This is a genomic window from Sphingomonas sp. Leaf37, assembly GCF_920939475.1.
Taxonomy (GTDB): Bacteria; Pseudomonadota; Alphaproteobacteria; order Sphingomonadales; family Sphingomonadaceae; genus Sphingomonas.
The window spans coordinates 744,942-766,684 of sequence record NZ_CAKLAX010000003.1 but is presented as its reverse complement, the minus strand read 5'-3'; the positions used below and the strand labels follow the sequence as shown (position 1 = coordinate 766,684).

Annotated in this window: 17 protein-coding genes; 8 read left to right on the top strand and 9 right to left on the bottom strand. The window is 69.0% G+C overall.

Annotated features, from left to right (window positions below; all coding sequences use genetic code 11):
• The first annotated feature begins 92 nt into the window (after positions 1–92).
• The 3 genes from LRA87_RS13335 (at position 93) to LRA87_RS13325 (ending at position 5,711) form a co-directional block, all read left to right on the top strand.
• Positions 93–1,202 carry a serine hydrolase gene (locus tag LRA87_RS13335; protein WP_230631991.1) on the top strand — a complete coding sequence of 370 codons (1,110 nt, stop codon included), beginning with the start codon at positions 93–95 and terminating at the stop codon, positions 1,200–1,202.
• A 101-nt stretch (positions 1,203–1,303) separates the two neighbouring features.
• Positions 1,304–4,072 (top strand): DNA polymerase I, encoded by a 2,769-nt coding sequence (polA, locus tag LRA87_RS13330; RefSeq protein WP_230631989.1) that lies wholly within the window; start codon positions 1,304–1,306, stop codon positions 4,070–4,072.
• A gap of 124 nt (positions 4,073–4,196) precedes the next feature.
• Entirely contained in the window at positions 4,197–5,711 is a 1,515-nt protein-coding gene (locus LRA87_RS13325) for a lipopolysaccharide biosynthesis protein (RefSeq protein WP_230631988.1), read from the top strand.
• A gap of 206 nt (positions 5,712–5,917) precedes the next feature.
• On the opposite strand, the gene purH is transcribed toward LRA87_RS13325, so the two are convergent.
• The 4 genes from purH to LRA87_RS13305 form a co-directional block, all read right to left on the bottom strand.
• The gene (gene purH, locus LRA87_RS13320) at positions 5,918–7,480 is read right to left on the bottom strand and encodes a bifunctional phosphoribosylaminoimidazolecarboxamide formyltransferase/IMP cyclohydrolase (RefSeq protein WP_230631986.1); all 1,563 of its coding nucleotides are present in this window, start codon (positions 7,478–7,480) and stop codon (positions 5,918–5,920) included.
• An 87-nt stretch (positions 7,481–7,567) separates the two neighbouring features.
• Positions 7,568–9,301 carry a heparinase II/III family protein gene (locus LRA87_RS13315; protein WP_230631984.1) on the bottom strand — a complete coding sequence of 578 codons (1,734 nt, stop codon included), beginning with the start codon at positions 9,299–9,301 and terminating at the stop codon, positions 7,568–7,570.
• The gene (rpe, locus tag LRA87_RS13310; RefSeq protein ID WP_230631982.1) at positions 9,301–9,969 is read right to left on the bottom strand and encodes a ribulose-phosphate 3-epimerase; all 669 of its coding nucleotides are present in this window, start codon (positions 9,967–9,969) and stop codon (positions 9,301–9,303) included. The genes LRA87_RS13315 and rpe overlap by 1 nt, the downstream gene beginning before the upstream one ends.
• 47 nt (positions 9,970–10,016) lie before the next feature.
• On the bottom strand, positions 10,017–11,315 hold the full coding sequence (locus LRA87_RS13305; RefSeq protein WP_230631980.1) for an RsmB/NOP family class I SAM-dependent RNA methyltransferase: 1,299 nt from the start codon (positions 11,313–11,315) through the stop codon (positions 10,017–10,019).
• A 60-nt stretch (positions 11,316–11,375) separates the two neighbouring features.
• Here LRA87_RS13305 and LRA87_RS13300 point away from each other — a divergent pair, with 60 nt between their 5' ends.
• Positions 11,376–11,537, top strand: a complete 162-nt coding sequence (locus LRA87_RS13300) for a DUF1674 domain-containing protein (protein ID WP_230631978.1) — start codon at positions 11,376–11,378, stop codon at positions 11,535–11,537.
• 40 nt (positions 11,538–11,577) lie between these two features.
• Positions 11,578–13,431: an AsmA family protein gene (locus LRA87_RS13295; protein ID WP_230631976.1), complete on the top strand. Its 1,854-nt coding sequence runs from the start codon at positions 11,578–11,580 to the stop codon at positions 13,429–13,431.
• Between the two features lie 18 nt (positions 13,432–13,449).
• On the opposite strand, the gene LRA87_RS13290 is transcribed toward LRA87_RS13295, so the two are convergent.
• A complete protein-coding gene (locus LRA87_RS13290) occupies positions 13,450–14,424 on the bottom strand; it encodes an NAD(P)H-dependent glycerol-3-phosphate dehydrogenase (RefSeq protein ID WP_230631975.1) in 975 nt (324 codons plus the stop codon).
• Positions 14,425–14,449: 25 nt separating this feature from the next.
• Positions 14,450–15,478, bottom strand: a complete 1,029-nt coding sequence (gene tsaD, locus LRA87_RS13285) for a tRNA (adenosine(37)-N6)-threonylcarbamoyltransferase complex transferase subunit TsaD (RefSeq protein WP_230631974.1) — start codon at positions 15,476–15,478, stop codon at positions 14,450–14,452.
• An 82-nt stretch (positions 15,479–15,560) separates the two neighbouring features.
• On the opposite strand from tsaD, the gene hemC reads away from it, so the two are divergent.
• Genes hemC through LRA87_RS13270 form a run of 3 tightly spaced genes read left to right on the top strand, consistent with a single transcriptional unit; the run spans position 15,561 to position 18,102 of the window.
• The gene (gene hemC, locus LRA87_RS13280; protein WP_268934862.1) at positions 15,561–16,475 is read left to right on the top strand and encodes a hydroxymethylbilane synthase; all 915 of its coding nucleotides are present in this window, start codon (positions 15,561–15,563) and stop codon (positions 16,473–16,475) included.
• Positions 16,472–17,161, top strand: a complete 690-nt coding sequence (locus LRA87_RS13275; protein WP_230631973.1) for a uroporphyrinogen-III synthase — start codon at positions 16,472–16,474, stop codon at positions 17,159–17,161. The genes hemC and LRA87_RS13275 overlap by 4 nt, the downstream gene beginning before the upstream one ends.
• Positions 17,158–18,102 carry a hypothetical protein gene (locus LRA87_RS13270; RefSeq protein WP_230631971.1) on the top strand — a complete coding sequence of 315 codons (945 nt, stop codon included), beginning with the start codon at positions 17,158–17,160 and terminating at the stop codon, positions 18,100–18,102. Before LRA87_RS13275 ends, LRA87_RS13270 begins: the two co-directional genes overlap by 4 nt.
• 3 nt (positions 18,103–18,105) lie before the next feature.
• Here LRA87_RS13270 and LRA87_RS13265 read toward each other — a convergent pair whose 3' ends face one another.
• The 3 genes from LRA87_RS13265 to LRA87_RS13255 all read right to left on the bottom strand — a co-directional run bounded on the left by LRA87_RS13265 (position 18,106) and on the right by LRA87_RS13255 (position 21,657).
• The gene (locus LRA87_RS13265; RefSeq protein ID WP_230631970.1) at positions 18,106–18,897 is read right to left on the bottom strand and encodes a DUF72 domain-containing protein; all 792 of its coding nucleotides are present in this window, start codon (positions 18,895–18,897) and stop codon (positions 18,106–18,108) included.
• On the bottom strand, positions 18,894–20,120 hold the full coding sequence (locus tag LRA87_RS13260) for an NAD(P)/FAD-dependent oxidoreductase (RefSeq protein WP_230631969.1): 1,227 nt from the start codon (positions 20,118–20,120) through the stop codon (positions 18,894–18,896). Before LRA87_RS13260 ends, LRA87_RS13265 begins: the two co-directional genes overlap by 4 nt.
• Positions 20,121–20,253: 133 nt before the next feature.
• A complete protein-coding gene (locus LRA87_RS13255) occupies positions 20,254–21,657 on the bottom strand; it encodes a helix-turn-helix domain-containing protein (protein ID WP_230631967.1) in 1,404 nt (467 codons plus the stop codon).
• Positions 21,658–21,743 lie beyond the last annotated feature (86 nt).

The following is a 21,743-nucleotide window of genomic DNA, read 5'->3' as shown; positions in this document are numbered from 1 at the left end:
GCTTCATCGCAGCGCTTGCAACGACCGGTTCCCGCGCGGGAATCCGTCGATAAGGATCGCCGATGTTGCGAAGCGGGGCCCCAGCCACACCTATGACAGCCTATGGCCGTTCGGCCCGATCCATTGTTGTTATCGGCCTGTGTGCGCTGGTCTCCAGCTGCGGCTCGACCTCGCGGCCGAGCGCTGGCGCGCAGGCGCCGGGCGTGTCGGCTCCGGTGGAAGTGTCGATCCCGATCCCCGCAGCCGCGCCGCCCGCGCGCAAGGTCGCGCCGGCGCAACTGACCAGCGCGATCGACGCTATCGCGCGTAATTTCGACGGGAAGTTCGGTATCGCGATCCGTGCGGTCGACGAAGGCTGGACGGTCGCCTCGCCCGGCGCGCGGCTGCGGCTGCCGCAGCAGTCGGTCAGCAAATTGTGGGTCGCGATGACGCTGATGGACCTGCGCGATCAGGGCAAGGCACGGCTGGACGACGCGGTGCTGGTACGGCCGGAGGATCTGACGCTGTTCCACCAGCCGATCGCGATGCTGGTGAAGGGGGCGGGCTATCAGACCACGGTCGGCGAGTTGCTGACGCGTGCGCTGACGCATAGCGACAATACCGCCAACGACCGGCTGCTGACCTATGTCGGCGGGCCGATCGCGGTGCGGGCGATGATCGAACGCAAGCAGCTGGGCGACATTCGCTTCGGCCCCGGCGAGCGCCTGCTGCAATCGCAGACCGCAGGGCTGAACTGGGACCAGTCGATGGCGAAGGGCAACAGTTTCGAGCTGGCGCGGTCGCGGCTGTCACCCGAGGTGCGGGCGGCGGCGCTGGATACCTATGTCAACGATCCGCCGGACGGTGCGGCGCCGCTGGCGATCGCCGATGCGATCTCGCGCCTCGCGCGGGGCGAATTGTTCACCGAGACGTCGACGCGGATCCTGCTCGATACGATGGGCGCGTCGGTGACCGGGCGCGCACGGCTGCGCGCGGCGCTGCCCGCGGGGTGGAAGATCGCGCACAAGACCGGCACCGGACAGGATCTGGGCCAGCGTAACGCGGGCTTCAACGACGTCGGCCTGCTGACCGCGCCGGATGGCCGCCGCTATGCGATCGCGGTGATGATCGGCGATTCACGCCGCCCGATCCGCGAACGGCAGCAGTTGATCCAGTCGGTCGCGGCGGCGGTGGCGGGGTATGTCGGCGGCGGGCTGAACTGACCGTTCATCCTGTTACCGGGAAGCCACACTCCCCTCACCCGCCACGCCATCGCCAAGGATCGTTTGGCCCGCACCCGCCGATCGGGTAAACGCCGGCCACGATGCCCCATCTCTATCTCGTCGACGGCTCGGGCTATATCTTCCGCGCCTATCACCGGCTGCCGCCGCTCACCAACAAGCATGGCGAGCCGGTCGGCGCCGTCTATGGCTATACCACGATGCTGTGGCGGCTGGCGGACGAGGTCCACGCGGCCGAAGGTCCGACGCATATGGCGGTGATCCTCGACAAATCGTCGAAGACGTTCCGCAACGAGCTGTACGACCAGTACAAGGCGCACCGGCCGCCGCCGCCCGAAGACCTCGTCCCGCAATTCCCGATGATCCGCGACGCTACCCGCGCCTTCTCGCTGCCGTGCATCGAGACCGAGGGGCTGGAGGCGGACGACATCATCGCCTGCTATGCCAAGGCCGCGCTGGCGCAGGGCTGGCTGGTGACGATCGTCAGTTCCGACAAGGATCTGATGCAGCTGATCGAACCCGGCCTCGACCTGTACGACACGATGAACAACCGCCGGCTCGGTGCGGAGCATGTCGCGGAGAAGTTCTTCGGCATCGCCCCGACGCAATTGGGCGACGTGCTCGCGCTGATGGGCGACAGCGTCGACAACGTGCCCGGCGTTCCCGGTGTCGGCCCCAAGACGGCGGCCAAGCTGATCCTGGAGCATGGCGACCTCGAATCCGTCCTCGCCGCGGCCGAGGGGATGAAGAAGGGCAAGCTGCGCGACAATCTGATCGAGCATGCGCCGATGGCGCGGCTGAGCCGCGAACTGGTGTCGCTGCGCTGCGACGTCGCGCTACCCGAACCGCTGGAAGACCTCGAACTCAAGGGCATTCCCGACGCACCGCTGCGCGCATTCCTGGAGCATCACGGCTTTCGGTCGCTGCTGACCAAGCTGGGTCAGGTCGCCGATGCGCCGGTCGCCGCGCCCGCCGACGTGCCGATGGAGGAGGACCCGCCCTGTAATCTCGACGACTATGAGACGGTGCAGGATCTCGACGCACTCGACCGGTGGATCACGCTTGCGCGGCATCAGGGCTGGATCGCGGTGGATACCGAGACCAGCTCGACCGACGCGACGCAGGCCGAGCTGGTCGGCGTCAGCCTCGCGCTGCACCCCAATATCGCCTGCTATATTCCGCTGGGGCATGGCGGCACCGACCTGCTGGCCGAAGTGCCGGTGCAGATCGACGTCGAGGCGGCGCTCGCACGGCTGAAGGACCTGATGGAGGACCCCTCGGTCCTCAAGATCGGCCATAACCTGAAGTTCGACATGATCGTGCTGGGAATGCGTAAGGAGGTGGGCGGGATCACCATCGCGCCGCACGACGACACGATCGTGATGAGCTTCGACCTCGACGCCGGGCTGCACGGCCACGGCATGGACGAGCTCGCCGCCACGCACCTGTCGCACAGCTGCATCGCGTTCAAGGACGTCGTCGGCACCGGCAAGTCGCAGCGCGGCTTCCACGAAATCGATCTGAAGGCGGCGACCCGCTACGCCGCCGAGGACGCCGACGTGACATACCGCCTGTGGAAGCGGTTCAAGGCGCGGCTGCCGGCGGAGGGCTCGACGCGCGTCTACGAGATGGTCGATCGGCCGCTGGTGCCGGTGATCGCGCGGATGGAGATGCGCGGGATCAAGGTGGATCGCGAGAAGCTGTCCGCTTTGTCCGCCGAGTTCAGCGGGCAGATCGCCGGACTGGAGACGGTGATCCACGGCCTCGCCGGCGCACCGTTCACGATCGGCAGCCCCAAGCAGCTGGGCGACGTGTTGTTCGAAAAGATGGGCATCAAGGGCGGCCGCAAGGGCAAGTCCGGCGTCTATTCGACCGACGTCACCGAACTGGAGCGGATCGCCGCCGACAAGGATTCGCCCGGCGCGGAGATCGCCGCGCGGGTGCTCGACTGGCGGCAATTGTCGAAGCTGAAGAACACCTACACCGACGCGTTGCAGGCGCAGATCAATCCGCGCACCGGCCGCGTCCACACCAGCTATTCGCTGACCGGCGCGCAGACCGGGCGGCTGTCGTCGACCGAACCCAACCTGCAGAACATCCCGATCCGTACCGAGGTCGGCCGGCAGATCCGCGATGCGTTCGTCGCGGAGCCGGGCAACGTCATCCTCGCGGCCGATTACTCACAGATCGAGCTGCGGCTGACGGCGCACATGGCCGACGTGCCGGCGCTGCGCGAGGCGTTCGCCAATGGCGACGACATCCACAGCCTGACCGCGATGGAGCTGTTCGGCGAGGTCAACCGCGACACCCGCGGGCGGGCGAAGACGATCAACTTCGCGATCCTGTACGGCATCAGCCGCTGGGGTCTCGCGGGGCGGCTCGACGTCAGCGCGGACGAGGCGCAGGCAATGATCGACCGCTATTTCGAACGTTTTCCGGGCATCAATAACTACATCGCCGAGACCACGCAGACGGTGCGCGAGCGTGGCTTCACCACGACGTTGTTCGGGCGCAAGACGCATTTCCCGCGGATCAAGAGCAAGGTGCAGCACGAGCGGCAGGGCGCCGAACGCGCCGCGATCAACGCGCCGATCCAGGGAACGTGCGCGGATATCATCAAGCGTGCGATGGTGCGGATGGAGCCGGCGCTGGCCGAGGCGGGGCTGTCCCACGTGCAGATGCTGTTGCAGGTGCACGACGAACTGGTGTTCGAGCTGCCCGAGAGCGACGTCGAGGCGGCCAAGCCGGTGATCGAGCGGGTGATGGCAGAGGCGGCGGCCCCCGCGGTGACGCTGTCGGTGCCGCTCGGAATCGAGATCGGCACCGGCGCGAGCTGGGGAGCGGCGCATTGATCGTTGGCGTGTCGCTCCTGCCCTCACCCTTCCGCGCGTGCCGCGCTCCCTCCCTCTCCCGACGGGAGAGGGAAAAGACGGCGCAGCCGGCGAAGGGTGAGGACATCTGCCTCGCAATTTTGCCGTGACCGACACCAAGGACATCGACGCGCTCGCCAAGGGCGGCCGGACCAACATCGCCGGCTTCGTCCTGCGCCTCGCCGCGCGCATCCCGTTCCTGTTCATCGCCGGGCGATTGTACGGACCGGACCTCGTCGGCCGGTTTGCGCTGGCGGTCGTGGTCGTCGAGCTGGCGGCGCTGGTCGCGACGCTCGGCCTCAAGCGCGGCCTCGCGCAGGCGCTGTCGTCCTCCGATCAGCCGCATGTCTGCGTCGTATGGGACGCGCTGGCGCTCGCCTTCGTGTTGTCGATCGCAGCGAGCGGCGTGCTGATCGCGTTTCCCGAGGTCATGTACGCCAACACGCAGGTGACCGGGCTCGACCGGTTCCTGCCGTGCATCATCGTCGCGGTCGCATGGTCGGACGTCAGCCTCGCCGCGCTCGCCTATCGCCACAACGTGAAAGCCGCGGTTACCGCGCGCGCCGTCGTCGAGCCGTGGACGATATCGATCGCGGCATGGGCGTTTTCGTTCTTCACGATCAAGGACGGGCTGGTGCTGTCCTATGTCGCGTCGATGATCGCGGCGCTGATCGCCAGCATGGTGCCGTTCCTGCACAGCTATGGCCTGCCGCGCGGATGGTCGCCCAATCTGGGCCAGTTGTTCGCGCTCGCCCGCGCCAATGCGCCACTCGCCGGCGCGGATGCGCTGGAATGGGGCAGCCGCAACGTCGACCGTTTCATCCTCGGCGTGATGTTCGAACCCAAGGTGGTCGGCATCTATTACATGGCACAACAGGTCGCCTCGCTGCCGCAGAAACTGAAGACCAGCTTCGATCCGATTCTGGGGCCGGTCATCACCCGAAGTCTCGCCGTCAACGATCGCGCCGCGATCGCCAATCAGGTGCGGCAGGTCGCGTTCTGGATCATGGCGGCGCAGGCCGGGCTGGCGCTGATGGGATCGATACCGGCAGAGGCGGTGATGGGCGTCGTCGGGCCGCAATTCGTCGCGGGCAGCGCCGCGCTGGGGTTCCTGCTGGTCGCGGAGGTGCTCGCCTCGACCGGCGCGGTGTGCGAATCGGCGCTGGTCTACACCGCGCGGCATCGTAACCTGATGATCTCGATCGTGATGCTGGGCGTGCAGATCGCGCTGAGCTTCGCGCTGATCGGGGCGATGCGTGCGGCAGGGTGGCCGACGACCTGGCAGGCGGCGGGACCGGCGGTGGCGCTGATGGTGAGCGTCGGGCTGACGTCGGTGATCAAGGCGACGCTGCTCGGGCGCATCCTCGCCGCGCCGGTGTCGCCGTGGCGCTGGCCGCTGCTGTGGGCGGCGGTGGCGGCGACGGTCGTCGGCGGCGTCTTTACGATGCTGCCGCCGCGGCTCGAGTGGCTGGAGTTGGCCGGAGGCGAACCCGCGATCGCCGCGACCTATCTGTTCGTGCTGTGGAAATGGGCGTTCGGCCCGGCGGATCGCGCTCTGTTCGGCAAGATGCCGAAGGCGGAAGAGGCGACGTTGCCGAATGTGGGGTCGCCGGTGCGGTGATCCGCCTGGGGGTGGGGTGCGATCGACCGGTTTCGTCGCTTACCTCCCCCTCCCGTCAGCGCTGCGCGCTGCCACCTCCCCCTCGCGGGGGAGGAATAAAAAGAAAGTCCTCCCCCGCAAGGGGGAGGTGGCGCCGCGTTAGCGGCGACGGAGGGGGAGGTGCCGGATGAACTCCGTGGCGTCGAGACCCGCCGCCGCCAAGGCCATCAGTGGCGGAAGTGGCGCATGCCGGTGAAGACCATCGCCAAGCCCGCTGCATCCGCCGCCGCGATGACCTCCTCGTCACGGATCGAACCGCCGGGCTGGATGACCGCCGTCGCCCCCGCCTCGACTGCGGCGAGCAGGCCGTCGGCGAAGGGGAAGAAGGCGTCCGATGCCACCGCCGAGCCGATCGTCCGCGGCGTGTCCCAGCCCGCCTTGTCAGCAGCGTCCTTCGCCTTCCACGCGGCGATGCGCGCGGATTCGAGGCGGTTCATCTGGCCCGCGCCGACGCCTGCGGTCGCACCATCCTTGGCATAGACGATCGCGTTCGACTTGACGTGCTTGGCGATCGTCCAGGCGAAGCGGCAGTCGGCCAGCTCCTGCTCCGTCGGCGCGCGCTTGGTCACCACCGTCAGCTCGCCCGGCGTGCCGGCGTCACGATCCTGCACCAACCAGCCGCCGGCGATCGACTTGGCGAACAGGCCGGCACGTGCGGCGTCGGGCAGGTCGCCGGTCAGCAGCAGGCGCAGGTTCTTCTTCGCGGCGAACAGCGCCAGCGCCGCGTCGTCCGCATCGGGGGCGACGACGACCTCGGTGAAGATGCCGGTGATCGCCTTGGCCGTCGCCGCGTCGAGCGGGCGGTTGACCGCGATGATGCCGCCGAACGCCGACACGGTGTCGCAGGCGAACGCCTGGGCATAGGCCTGTTCGAGCGTGGCCGCGGTGGCGACGCCGCAGGGGTTGGCGTGCTTGACGATGACGCAGGTCGGCTCCGCATCGCGGAATTCGGCGATCAGTTCCAGCGCGGCGTCGGCATCGTTGAGGTTGTTGTACGAGAGCGCCTTGCCCTGCACCTGTCGCGCCTGACCGATGCCGCGGACGCCGTCGTTGGCGGTGTAGAAGGCGGCGGACTGGTGCGGGTTCTCGCCGTAGCGAAGAGATGCGGCGCGGGTCATCGTCACCGGCAGCACAGCGGGGAACGCCTCCGCCTGATCGACGGTGCCGAACCAGCGGGCGATCGCGCCGTCGTAGCTGGCGGTGGCGGCAAAGGCCTTGGCGGCGAACAGCTTGCGCTCGTCGAGCGTCGTCTCGCCCGCCGCAACGATCGCGTAATCGGCAGGATCGGTGACGATCGCGACGAACGTGTGGTTCTTGGCCGCCGAGCGCACCATGCTGGGGCCGCCGATGTCGATATTCTCGATCACCGTGTCGCGATCCGCGCCGCGCGCCACGGTCGCCTCGAACGGGTAGAGGTTGACCACCACCAGATCGATCGCGCCGATACCGTGCTCGGTCATCGCGGCGGCGTGCTCGGGATCGTCGCGCACCGCGAGCAACCCGCCGTGGACCATCGGATGCAGCGTTTTCACACGGCCGTCCATCATCTCCGGAAAGCCGGTGAGGTCCGACACGTCGCGCACGTCGAGTCCGGCGTCACGCAACGCCTTTGCGGTGCCGCCGGTGGATACCAGTTCCACGCCCTTGGCGGCGAGCGCACGGGCGAGATCGACCACCCCGGTCTTGTCGGACACGGACAGGAGGGCACGGCGGATGATGATCGTCGACATGGGGATTCCTTCGGGCGTTCGCGCGCGTCCCCTAGCGGGGGATGCCGTGCGAGGGAACACGGCAATCCTTCCCGGCGCAGGGGGAATCTAGAGCGCGCGCTTCAATGCCCAGCTGACGTTGGCGCCCCCCGCGGGCGCTTCGCCACCGACGACGAGCTGTTGCGTCGCGATCGGGCGGCCTTCGCCGTCGATCCACAGCGAATCCTCGATCGTCAGCGCGCCGCCGCGGCAGCGGAACTGCCAGAGCGCGCCACCGGGCAGGCGGAGCAGTGCGGCGAGGCCGTCGGCAGTGGGCGACGCCTGTACTCCCTCGCCGAGGTGGAAGCGGACCGCAAAGGGAACGACGCCGACCTTGCGCCGCCGACCCTGTGGCAACAGCGCATCCTCGCCGCGCAATTCCTTGCCGTCGCCGGTCAACATCAACTGCCGCCGGTGGACGAAACCCCAGCGGCGGACGTAGCCGTCGTGGCTCGCCTCGATCCGGCTGGCGACGTCCGATTCCTGCCGCGACAGTTCGACCTCGGCGACGCCGCGGCCGAGCGTGCCGTCGGCGTGGATCGCGGTCGAGTTGGAGTCGCCCACGACCAATGTCGAATGCGCCGCGGTGGTGCGCAGCCCTTCGGCGAAGGTGGCGGGCAATTGCGCCACCGCCGCCCGCGCGCCGCCACAATTGACGATCAGCCGCGCATCGCCATCGGAAAACTCGAACGCGAGCGTCGACGCGCAGCCGCCCTCGACCAGCTTGGCGATCGGCGGCGGGGCGGCGTCGACGATCAGGACCGCGGCGCCGGCGGCGAGGCGCTGATAGCCCCAGTCGCGCGCCTGTCGCAGCGGACGGGTGCGGATGCCGCTCGCCTCGATCACCGCGGCGATTGCATCCGGCGTGGCGGGTCCGCCGCCCTGCCAGCTCGACAGCATGCGGTCGCCGTGCATCGTGCCGAGCAGCGCGGGGACGGCGCGAGCCAGCGCGCTCTGGGCGAAGGCGGGCAAATCCTCACGCCGGGCGGCATACGTTTCGCGCAGCATCGCCAGCAGCATGATCGTATCGAGCAGCATCGCAGGGCTGCGCGAGACCGAACCGCCATCTTCGCTGAGGCCGGACGCCAGTGCCCGGGCCAGCCCCGCCTCGCCGAAGCTGCGTCGTGGATCGCCGCCGGGGATCAGCAGCCCCGCCGCGACCACGCCGCACCACGATGCGATCCGCTGCGCGCCGGGTGCCGACTTGTCGGCGCCGCGATCGAGGTGCCGCGCGCCGCGGGCGAGCGTATTGAGCACACTGGAGCGGTAGACGAGGTCGGTCGACGACAGGATCAGCGGCGCATGCGCGGTCCAGTAGAGCAGGCGGCGGCCCCACAGGTCGGTCCGCCACGCCAGCGCGTCGACCTTTTCGGCATAATCGTCGAGCCAGCGCGCCATCAGCTTTTCGGCGACCGGCGCACCCTGTGCCCGTGTCGCCACGGTGGACAGGTCGCGCAGCCATGCGAAGCTGTGGACGTATTCGGCGAACGGCTTGCCCCATTCGCCCCGCTTGAAGGCGAGCGTATCGACCGGATGGGTTTCGCCGCGGAAGCTGAGTTCGCCCTTCAACAAGGCGCGCCCACGCTGGATATCGCCGATGACCGGATCGTCCGGCACCGCGATCAGCTTCAACGGGTGGCGGCCGTTGAGGCGCATCGTGTGAATCGGGGTGCGCCACGTCAGCTTGTGGAATCGTTCGGACAGGCGCTCGGCAAGGCTCAGCCCCTTGTCGCCGCCGACGCGCATCAGGCGCTTGCCCTCCTCGATACCGTCGGGCTGCTGATCGGGCGACATGTCGTTCATCAGGCGGCCGGCAGTCCGCGAAGGGCGGCGATATTCGCGGCATAGGCGTCCGGTCCGCCCCGGAAAGCCGCGGTGCCGGCAACAAGCGCGTCCGCACCGGCGGCGATACAGCGCGCGGCGTGTACGGCATCGACGCCGCCATCGACCTCCAGATCGATCGCGCGGCCGGAGGCATCGATCATCTTGCGGATCGCGGCGATCTTCTTGAGCTGGCTGTCGATGAAGCTCTGCCCGCCGAACCCGGGATTGACGCTCATCACCAGCACCAGGTCAACCATGTCGATCAGGTAATCGAGCATCTTGGCCGGCGTGCCGGGGTTGAGCACGACGCCGGCGCGCTTGCCCAGTCCCTTGATGTGCTGGATCGTCCGGTGGATGTGCGGCCCCGCCTCCGGATGCACGGTGATGCAATCCGCGCCCGCTTCGGCGAAGGCGTCGAGGTAGAGGTCGACCGGCGAGATCATCAGATGGACGTCGAACGGCTTGGCCGTATGCGGGCGCAGCGCCTTCACCACGGCCGGCCCGATCGTGATGTTGGGGACGAAATGGCCGTCCATCACATCGATGTGAATCCAGTCCGCTCCCGCGGCGTCGATGGCACGCACTTCCTCGCCCAGTTTGGCGAAATCCGCGGAGAGAATGGACGGGGCGATACGGACCGGCTGCATGACCGGTCTCTGTAACCGCGTATGTCTCTATTACAATGCGCTTGACGTCAGCCGGTGCGCCGCAGCCGGGCGATGAAGAAGCCGTCGCAGCCGCCTTGATCGGCGAGCATGCCGGGCAGTGTGCGGACGTAGCCGTCGGTATGGACGGGCACACCCGGCGGCAGCAGCGCTGCGTCGGGCGCATCGATCGCGTAATCCTTGCGGTCCGACAGGAACCGCGACAGCTGCGCTTCGCCCTCCTGCGGTTCGAGGCTGCACGTCGCGAACACCAGCGTGCCGCCCGGCTTCACCCAGTCGGCGGCGCGGGCGAACAGCCGCGCCTGCAACAGCGCCATCTCTTCGATGATCGCCGGGTGGACGCGGTGAAGCACGTCGGGATGGCGGCGGAAGATGCCGGTGGCGCTGCACGGCGCGTCGATCAGGAGCGCGTCCGCCGGCTCGGCAGGCGCCCATTTCAGCACATCGGCGGCGATCACCTCCGCCTTGAGCCGGGTGCGGAACAGGTTTTCGCGCAGCCGCTTGATGCGCGCGCTGGAAACGTCGATCGCCGCGACGGTCAGCCCCGCGGCGGAGAGTTGCAGCGTCTTGCCGCCGGGCGCGGCGCACAGGTCGATCGCCGTGCCGGAAGCCCGGTCGGCGAGCAGGCGTGCAGGGATCGATGCGGCGATATCCTGCACCCACCAGCGCCCCTCGGCGAAGCCGGGCAGTTCGGTGACGGGCGCGGCGTCCACGATGCGGACATGGCCGGGCATCAGGCTGGTGCCGCCGAGTTCCGCGACCCAATGGTCCGTCTCGCCCGGATCGGCGAGCGTCAGGTCGAGCGGCGGCGGCGCGGCGATGGCAAGCCGCGCACCCTCTGCCATGTCGGCACCCCAGATGGCCTCCCACCGGGTCTCGACCTTCGGCGGCAAGGCGGGAAGTTCGGGCAGCAGCACGCCCGAACGCGTGATCGCGCCGAAGACGCCATGCACGAGCTTGCGCGGGCCACCCTCTACCAGCGGCAGCACCGTGGCGATCGCGGCATGGTGCGGGGTGCCGAGCACCAGCGCCTGCACCAGCGCGATGCGCAGCGCCATCCGCGCCTTGGCATCGTCGGGCAGCGGCCGTTCGGTGACCGAATCGATCAGCGCGTCGAGATCCGGCAGCCGTCGCAGCACCTCCGCCGCGATCGCATGCGCGAGGCCGCGGTCGGGGCCGTAGACGTGGCGGGTGGCGGCGACCAACGCCTGTTCCAGCGGCTCGCCACGGCGAAGGACGGCGTCGAGCAGGCGCAGCGCGGCGCGACGCGACGGGGTGCCGAGAGCATCTGGCGAATCGGGATCGGAACGGGAGGGGGAACGGGTCAAACTTGTCTAACCTGCAGTGGAGGACGATATGATCGTCTCCCCTTAGACCGGAGAGACGCGATGGGCCAACGTCCCGCACATGTGAAGCCGCCCGCCTATCTGACCGAAAGCCCGCCGGTGCCGGTGCCGGACGATACGAGCTCGCAACAGGAGGACCCGCTGGGCCTCGACCCGACGCGCTATGGCGACTGGGAGTTGAAGGGCATCGCCGTCGATTTCTGACCGTTCCGGAACGAAACGGGAGCATGCGCGTCGAGCGGCGATGACATTCCGGCCGCGCGTCAGCAGGCGCATCTTCCTGCTGTCCCTGGCGGCAGGCGTTCCGCTGATCGTGCTGCTGGCGATCGCGGCGTTTCCGTTCGGAATATTGAAGGACGTCGTCGCCGATCGGCTGAGCAAGCGGTTCGGGCGGCCGGTGACGATCGCCGGTATGGAGCGGATCGGCGCATTCGGGTTTACGCCGACGATCGCCGTAAAGGGTGTGACGATCCCGCAAGCGGACTGGGCAGGCAGCGGCGATTTCCTGCGGCTGCGTGAGGCGCGGGTGAGCTTTCCGGTGTGGCCGCTGCTGACGGGCACATTCAGGCCGCGCGATATCGAGGCGGACGGACTGCAACTGGCGCTGGTGCGCGATGCGAGTGGGCGCACCAACTGGTCGCGGCCGGGCGAGCCGGAGAGCGGCGGGTCGTCCAACGACCTGAAAGGGCTCGTCATCCGTGACAGCGTGATTCGCTATCGCGACGCCCGGCGTGGGCGGAACGCGGTGATGGCGGTGACATCCGATGCGCAGGGGCTGAGGGCAACCGGCACGGGGTCGATCCGCAGCACGCCGGTTCGGATCGCCTTCGCCGGTGCATCGGTGGCACAGCCGACGCCGGGACCATGGCCCTTCCGCGCCGCGATCAACGGTGCGGGGCTGCGGATGCGCGCAACCGGGCGGATGGACAGACCCCTCGACACCGATGCGATGACGCTGGACGTAGAGGCCAGTGCCGCCGACCTGCGGCTGATCGATGCGGTCATCGAGGCGGGGCTGTTCGGCACCCGGCCCGTCGCGTTGACCGCCCATGTTCGCCATGACGCGCCGAAATGGGTCGTCACCGACCTGAAGGGAACGATCGGCAAGTCCGACCTGTCGGGTCACGTCACCGTGGACAAGCGGGACGGTCGCACCCGACTGGATGGCGCGGTGTCGTCGCAGCGGTTCGATTTCGACGATCTGTCGTCGGACGAGGGGCTGGCCAAAGGCGCGGCGCTGGAACACGCAATCGGGCCGCGGGTGGTGCCTAACACGCGGATCGACCTGTCGAACATCGATACGACCGATGGCCGTATCGCGGTGAAGGTAGCGCGGGTGTTCAGCCGTGGCGGCAGCACATCGGTAACCGGCGTACAGGGTGTGCTCGTGCTCGATCGTCAGCGGTTGCGGGTCGAGCCGCTGACGATCCGCCTTGCCGGTGGCACCGCACGCGGAGTGGCGACGGTAGACCAGCGCAACGGAGCGACATCACCGACGCTGACGATCGATCTGCGGCTGACGGGCACGCGGGTCGAGGCGCTGGCCGGCACCGGCGGCGCCTTCACCGGACAGGTGACGGCACGTGCCCGGCTGACCGGGCGTGGCGAGACGATCCGCGCGGCGATCGGGCGGTCGACAGGCCGGATCGGCTTCGTCGTGCGCGATGGCGCGTTGCCGGCGCGCTATGCCGCAGCGCTGGGCTTCGATGCCGGGCGCACGTTGCTGGCCGATGGTGACGATCGTGCGGGGCTGCGGTGCGTCGTACTCGGACTGGCGGTGAAGAACGGCCGCGGTGCTGCATCGCCGCTGGTGGTCGACACCACATCCAGCCAGTTGCGCGGTACGGGAACGGTGAGCTTCCCGGCCGAGCGGATCGATTTCCGCCTGACCGGCGCGCCGAAAGGCAAGAGCCTGCTGCGTCTGCCGGGGTCCGCGTTCATGACAGGGACGCTGAGCGATCCGGTGCTGACGGTTCCGCCCGAGGTGAAGTCGGCGGGCAACATCTTCAAGGCGATCGGTCGTGCGATCACCGGCCGGCAGGGACCGACCGCCAGCGATGCCGATTGCGGCGGGCTGGCGACACGTGCGCTACGCTGACCTCGATCGGCCGCGCGTTCAGCTCTCCTTGCGCAGCGGCCGGGCCAGCAAGGTCCCGATGACATCGGTGACCGGCGCGCCTTCAAGCAAACGGCAGACGGCGGCGGTGACCGGCATGTCCACGCCGGCCTCCACGGCCGCCTCGCGCAGGACGGGTGCGGTGAAGGCGCCTTCCGCGACGGTGCGGCGATCGGCGAGCAGATCGGCCGCGGCCCTGCCCTGCCCCAGCCCCAGACCCAGCGAGAAGTTGCGGCTGCTGGTCGAACTGCAGGTCAGTACCAGGTCGCCGAGGCCGGACAGGCCGGCGAGCGTTTCGGCACGGGCGCCCCGTGCCAGCCCGAAGCGCGTCATCTCGGCGAAACCGCGCGCGATCAGCGCGGCGCGTGCGTTCTGGCCGAGGCCGGCGCCATCGACGACGCCGCAGGCGATGGCGAGGACGTTTTTCACCGCGCCGCCGATTTCCGCACCGACGACGTCGTTGCTGGCATAGGGCCGGAAATGCGGTGCGGCGAGGCGTTCGGACAGGGCCTGCCCCAGCGCCTCGTCCGCAACGGCAAGCGTGACCGCCGTGGGCAGGCCGGCGGCGACCTCGTGCGCGAAGGTGGGGCCGGACAGGACGGCGACCGGCGCCTGCGGATGCACCTCGCGCGCGACCTCGCCGACGAGGCGGCGGGTGCCGGCCTCGATCCCCTTGGCGCACAGGATCAGCGGGCGCCTGCCGACATCGACCTGCGACAGGACGGCGCGCACATGCTGCGCGGGCGCGACGACGAGCAGCGCATCGCTGTCAATCAGATCGGCATAATCGCCGGTCGCGCGGATCGATGGCGACAGCGGCACGCCAGCGAGGAACAGACGGTTTTCGTGCGCGGTGTTGATCCCCTCCACCACCTCCGGCTCGCGCGCCCAGAGCGTGACAGGTTCGCCGCGATACGCCGCGACCTGTGCCAGCGCCGTTCCCCACGCACCGCCGCCGATGACGCCGATCTTCATGCCTTCACGCTCCTCAAGGTCGGGCTCATGCCTTCACGCCGGCCCCACGCACCGCCTCGGCATCGGGATCGAGCGGCCAGCGGGCGCGGGCAGGCGTGTCGAGCGGGTCGGTGAGCCCGGCGGCGAAGCGTTCCGCACCGGCCCAGGCGATCATCGCGGCATTGTCCGTACACAGCCACATGGGCGGCGCGACGAAGCGCAGGCCGTGGTCGGTGGCGAGCTGCTGCAACGCACTGCGCACCGCGGTGTTGGCGGCGACTCCGCCTGCGATGACCAACGCGGTCGCGTCTATTCCGGCGATGCCGCGGCTGGTGCGGTCGATCAGGCAATCGACGACCGCGGCCTGGAACGAGGCGGCGATATCCTCCGGCGCATGCTGACCGACGGCGCGGAACACGGCGCTCTTCAGCCCGGCGAACGAGAAATGCGGTTCGGGCGAGCCCTTGAGCGGGCGCGGCAGCGGCACGATCGGACGGCCGAGCGCTGCGGCCCTCTCGACATTGGGTCCCCCGGGGAAGCCGAGGCCGAGCAGCTTGGCGGTCTTGTCGAACGCCTCGCCCGCGGCATCGTCGATCGTCGTCGCGAGGCGGCGGTAGCGGGCGACACCCTCGACCAGCAGCAGCTGGCAATGGCCGCCGGACACAAGCAACAGCAGATAGGGGAATTGCAGATCGGGATCGGACAACCGGGGGCTGAGCGCGTGACCCTCCAGATGGTTGACCGCGATCAACGGCTTGCCGGCCGCATGGGCGAGCGCCTTTCCCGTGACCAGCCCGACCATGACGCCGCCGATCAGGCCCGGGCCGGCGGTTGCGGCGATCGCATCGACCTGATCCAGCCGCAAACCGGCATCGGCCAGCGCATCGCGGATCAGCGGTTCGAGTGCCTCGACATGCGCACGCGCCGCGATTTCCGGGACGACGCCGCCGAACGGGGCATGCTCCGCTTCCTGTCCCGCAAGCCGGTGGCTGAGCACCTGACGGTCGCTGGTCACCAATGCTGCAGCGGTTTCGTCGCAGGAGGATTCAAGGCCGAGAATGATCCGAGGAGCCATGCGCGCTTCACTAGCGGGATGCGCAGAGGTTGTCGAAGGGTAGGGGTTTCGGCATGAGCGAGGATCGAAGAGGAGCAGGCGGTTGGCGATCAGGTTCAGGCTCGGCACGCGGGGATCGCCGCTGGCGCTGACGCAGGCGGGAATGGTGCGCGATGCGCTGTGTGCGGCGCATGGCTGGCGCGAGGACGAGGTGACCCTGGTCGTGATCCGCACCACCGGCGACCGCGTACAGGACCGCCCGCTCGCCGAGATCGGCGGCAAGGCATTGTGGACCAAGGAGCTCGATCGCGCCTTGCTCGACCGCGAGATCGACGCGGCGGTGCATTCGATGAAGGATGTCGAGACGATCCGTCCCGCCGCGATCCGCATCGCCGCGATGCTGCCGCGTGCCGATGTGCGCGACCGGCTGATCGGTGCCGAGAGCATAGGCGAATTGCGCGAGGGCGCGACGGTGGGGACCAGTTCGCCGCGGCGGCGGGCGCAATTGCTGCGCCTGCGCCCCGATCTCGACGTCGTGATGTTCCGCGGCAACGTCGATACGCGCCTCGCCAGGCTGGCGGCAGGCGAGGCGGATGCGACGTTGCTGGCGGCGGCCGGGCTCGACCGGCTGGGCCGCGACGGTATCGGCCGGGCGATCGCGACCGACACGATGCTGCCCGCGCCGGCGCAGGGTGCGGTGGGGATCGAAGTGCGGACCGAGGATGAGGGCGCGGCGAGGGTCGTCGCGGCTATCGACGATCCGGCGACCAGCATCTGCGTGCTGGCCGAACGCGCGTTCCTTGCAGCACTCGGCGCGGATTGCCATTCGCCGGTGGCGGCGCTCGCCGGCCTGTCGGGCGAGATGCTGACGCTGCGCGGCGAGCTGATCGCCGAGGATGGCAGTGCGTGTGTCGAGGGGGCGGGCGAGGGCACCGATGGTGGCGTAGTGGCGGCGGAACTCGCCGCGGATCTGCTCGCCCGTGCGCCCGAGGACGTACGCCGCCTGTTCCAGCCGTGAGGCCGGGCCTCGCGGTCGTCCGGCCCGAACCAGGCCTGTCGCGCACCGTCGCACGGCTGCGATCGGACGGCGCCGACGTGATCGCCTTGCCGTTGTTCGTGGCCGCACCGGTGGCGTGGTCCGTGCCGGATGCGACCGCATACGACGCGCTGCTGGTGACGAGCGCGAATGCGGTGCGGCTGGCGGGGTCGGGGCTTGCCACGCTCGCCCGCCTGCCGGTGATCGCGGTGGGGGCGGAAAGCGCCGCCGTCGCGCGGGCGGCAGGCCTGAGCGTCGTGGTGACCGGCAGTGGCGGTGTCGTCGAGGCTCTGTCGGCGGCGGGTGACGTCGGGCTGGAGCGACCGCTGCATCTGGCCGGGCGCGAGCACATCGACAGCGGTCATCCGACGGTGATCGTCTACGCCAGCGCCGATGTCGCGGCCGACGCCGCCACGTTCGCCGACGCGGTCAGCGGCCGGATCGTGCTGCTCCACTCCGTCCGCGCCGCCGAACGCGTCGCCGCCCTGCTCGACGAGCAGCGCGAAGCGACGGGGATCGTTGCATTGAGTGCCAAGGTTCTGGCCGCCGCCGGCACCGGCTGGGCGGGCGCCGCCGCCGCCGCCGTGCCGACCGACGCCGCGTTATGCGCGCTCGCAATCGAACGGGCGATTGACCCTGCGGCAGGGGCCGGGGATAAGAGGCCATGACCGACTATGTGCCGATCGATGCGACGCGGACACGCGGGCCGCGAACCGGCGTGTTCCTGGCGATCATCGCGCTCGCCTTCGTCGCGGGCGTGGTGCTTACCGGCTATCTGATGAAGCACGTGTCGTGGCTGGGCGGGACATCGTCGGTGCAGCAGGCCGCGGTCGCCAGGCCGGCCCAGCCCGACGCCAGCAACTTCAATCCCGCACAACCGCTCAACGCGAGCGGCGAGGCGGTGACCGCGCTCGATCCTGCCGCGCTCGCCTCCCGCGAAGCCACGCTCGCGGGGCAGTTGACCGCACTCGAGGCGCGTACCGCCGCGGTGACCAGCGATGCGGCGATGGCAGCGGCACAGGCCGGTCGCGCCGAAGGGCTGATGGTCGCGTTCGCCGCGCGACGCGCGCTCGATCGCGGGGTCGGCCTCGGCTATCTGGAAGAGCAGTTGCGCAACCGATTCGGCAGCGTACAGCCGCGCGCGGTGGCATCGGTGATCGAAGCCTCGCGCCAGCCGGTGACGCTGGAGGACCTGCGCCAGGGGCTCGACGCGATCGCACCGGATATCTCGACGGTCAGCAGTGATGGCTGGTGGACCAGCCTGCGCCGCGAGATGGCCGGACTGGTCGTCCTGCGTCAGGCGGGAACCCCTTCGCCGCGGCCGGCGGACCGGCTGGCCCGCGCACGTCACCTGCTCGAGGGTGGACAGGTCGAGGCGGCGCGCGCCGAGGTCGTTCGCCTGCCGGGTGCGGGCGATGCCGGAAACTGGATCCAGGCGGCGGATCGCTACGTCACCGCGCGCCACGCGCTCGACCAGATCGAAAGCGCCGCGATCATGGGACAGGCCAGCAAGCCGACCGTGGCTTCGGCAACCCCGGCACCCGAAGCCGAACTGCCCGCGATGCCCGAGGCGTCGAACGCGGACGAGACGACATCCGTGGGGATGTAGCCGTCAAACCTTCAGGCGGTCGATCAGCGCGATCGCACCGTGCGGCGCCCTGATCTTCGCGCCGTTGATGAAGAACACGAATGTATCCCGCTGCGCCTTCGCGGGGGTCTCGGCCATCACATAGGGCAGCCCTTCCGGGCGCCCGCCCGCCTGCCAAGTCCGTGCTGCCCTGGCCCAGTCGTCCAGCGCGGCATCGGTATAGCCCGCGGGGTTCCGTTCCTCCGCCGCCTCCAGCCGGGCATAGACGAAGTCGGCGGTGACATCGGCGATCGCGGGGTAATCCACCGAATCCGCGTAGACGATCGCGACATTGGCGACGCGTGCCATCGCGACGAACGCCGGATCGGCGAAGCTGTCGTGCCGCACCTGCACCGCATGACGCAACGGCACGCCGGCATGCGACGTGGGCAGCAGCTTCAGGAACGCGGCCATGTCGTCCGCGTCGAACCTTTTCGTCGCCATGAACTGCCACAGGATCGGACCCAGCTTGTCGCCAAGTTCGACGATCCCCTGCCCCACGAACCGCTCGATCGACTCACCCGCCTCCGCCAGCACTTTACGGTTGGTGCAATAGCGTGACGCCTTGACGCTGAAGACGAAACCGTCGGGTGCCGCCGCGGCCCAGTTGGCGAAGCTGGCGGGTTTGAAGCTGGAATAATAGGTGCCGTTGATCTCGATCGCCGACAGTTGCGACGCGGCATATTCCAGCTCGCGCTTCTGCGGCCATTTGGCGGGGTAGAAGCTCCCGCGCCACGGCTCGTACGTCCAGCCGCCGATCCCGATCCGTATCGTCATGACGCGATCATCTCCTTCAGCGGGATGCCGGTATCGGCCAACCTGTTGGGGTCGATCACCGCCCCGGCCATCACCAGTGCGCGGCCCTGCACATAATCCTTCGTCGCATTGACGCAGTCCAGCGCGATCACGCGGTCCGCGCGCAGATAGACCAGCGAGAAACTGCGGCTGGCAATGTCGCCGCGCACCGCCAGCGCGTCGTGGCCGATAGACAGGCCAACGGTCTGCAGGCGAAGATCATACTGGTTCGACCAGAACCACGGCACCGCGTGATAGGCGACCGACGTACCGGTGATCGTCTTCGCGACCACCGTCGCCTGATCGTTGGCGTTCTGCACGGATTCCAGCCGGATACGCGCACCGTCCGCGAAGGCGTTGGCATGGGCGGCGCAGTCGCCGATCGCGAACACGTCGGACAGGCTGGTGCGACATTGCGCATCGATATCGACGCCGTTGCCGCCGGTCGCGCCAGCGTCGAGCAAGGGTTGCACGGCGGGGACGATGCCGATGCCAACGATCACCATGTCGGCCGGGACGGTTTCGCCATCGGCCAGCGTGACGCCGATCGCCCTGCCGTCGCGTTCCGCGATACATGCGACCTCGACGTTCAGGCGGACATCGACGCCGTGTGCGCGATGCTCCGCTTCGTAGAAACGCGACAGCGGCTCACCGGCAACGCGGGCGAGGACGCGCGGCAGCGTCTCGAGGACCGTCACCTGCTTGCCGAACCTGGCGAGCACGGCGGCAGCTTCGAGGCCGATGTAGCCGCCGCCGATCACCACGACGCGGGCGACCGCGGGCAGTTCGTCCATCATCCGGTCGACATCGGCGCGAGTGCGAACGCCATGAACCCCGATCAGATCATGGCCCGAGCAGGTCAGCCGGCGGGGTACGCCGCCGGTGGCCCAGATCAGCTTACCGTAGCCGATGATCGTGCCATCGTCGGCGGTGACGGCATGCGCGACGGGATCGACCGCGACGACGCGGCGACCGAGCAGCATCGCGACCTCGCGTTCGTTCCAGAAGGCAGGCGGACGGATCAGGATGCGCTCGAACGGCTTGTCGCCGGCCAGGTAATCCTTGGACAGCGGTGGGCGTTCGTAGGGGTATTCGGGTTCGTCGCCGACGATGGCGATGCTACCGGCGAACTTGGCCGCGCGCAGCGCGATCGCGGCCTGCGCGCCGCCATGCCCGGCACCGACGATCAGGATGTCGTAGTTCATCGCAGTCGGTATCCCATTTCACACCGTCACCCCGTGTTCCGGGATCCACCCAGCCGTCAGGCGTTAGACAACAGGCTCAAGTCCTTTCTTTGCCGCGCGGTGGACCCCGGAACAAGTCCGGGGTGACGGGGGATCAATCGAAGGCGTAGGGCACGATCGTGCGGCGATCCGGATCGATCAACAGCTCGCGTCCCGCCGGTGGAAACGCGCGCTGGTCGCAATCGCGGCGCGGGCAGATGCGGCACGACGGGCCGATCGGCGTCGCGCTGTCCGCGCCGGCCACGTCCAATCCATCACCATAGATAAAATCGCCGGCATGTTCGACCTCGCACCCCAGCACCACCGCATAGCGGCGCGGCATGCGTCGATAGCTCGCGGTCGCCTTCACCAGCCCCTTCGCCATCGACACATAGCGCGCGCCGTCGGGCATCTCGGCGACCTGCACCAGGATACGGTCGGAGATCGCGACCGCCTCATGCGCCACCCACAACGGGCAGGCCCCGCCATATTGCGCGAATTGCAGCCGGGTGGCGGAATGGCGCTTGGTGATGTTGCCCGCCATGTCGATGCGGCAAAAGAAGAACGGCACGCCGGGCGCACCGGGTCGCTGCAACGTCGACAGGCGATGGCACACTTGTTCGAAGCTGACGCCGAACCGCTGACGCAGCGCATCGACATCATGCCGCCGTGCCCGCGCCTCGGCACGAAAGCGGGCATAGGGCATCAGCAGCGCCCCCGCGCCGTAATTGGCGAGGCCGACGCGCAGCAATTCGCGCGCAGCATCCGACCGCAGCGGTGCATCGGCGACGATCCCTTCGATCAACGCATCCGCCTCCAGCCGGATCAACTGGTGCGCGAGCTGAAAGTGTCGCGTCTCGATCGACTGCGCACCGTCGATCCGCAGCGTCGCCGCGGCGGCGTCATAGGCCCGCAACGCGCCGCCATCCTCGACCAACGCGATCCCGTGCGCGTCGCGCAGCCGCTCGGTCAGCAGTGTCACGGTCGATCGCGTGCCGGGCAGTGCCTCCGCCAGTCCTTCCGCGAAGCGATCGAGCGGGTCGATGTAATTGCCGCTGCCCTGAAACCAGTCGCGCACCTCTTCCCACGGCAGCAGCGTCGGCTGGCTGGCGTCGACCCGGTCGTCGAGCACGCGCAACTGCTCCTGCGACCGGCGCAGCGCAGCGTGCAGCGCGGTCATCCGCCGCGTCACCAGCGGCTGCTGCTTCAGCCCGCGCAGGATAGCGTCCTCATCCATCAGCGCCGCGGGCACGGAGGGATCAGTCCCCGCCTCCAGCGCCGCCACCAGCGCAGCGCTGTCGTCCTCCGGCGCGACATCGACCCAGTCGAGCGGAAAGCTGCGCGCAAGCGCGCCCAGCACGCCGCCGGTGATTGGCCGATCACCACTCTCGATCTGCGACAGGTAGCTGGTCGAAATGCCGAGCCGCCGGCTGAGCATGGTCTGGCTGAGCGATAGCCGCGCGCGCAACGCCCGCACGCGGTCGCCGGCGAAGATGCGGGGGCGGGGAGCTTCGGCCATCGTGCAACGTTAGTTTGCAAACCCCGCCGTTGCAATTTTGCAAAACCACAGTTGCCGCATCGGGCTACACAGGGCGAGAGAGACGA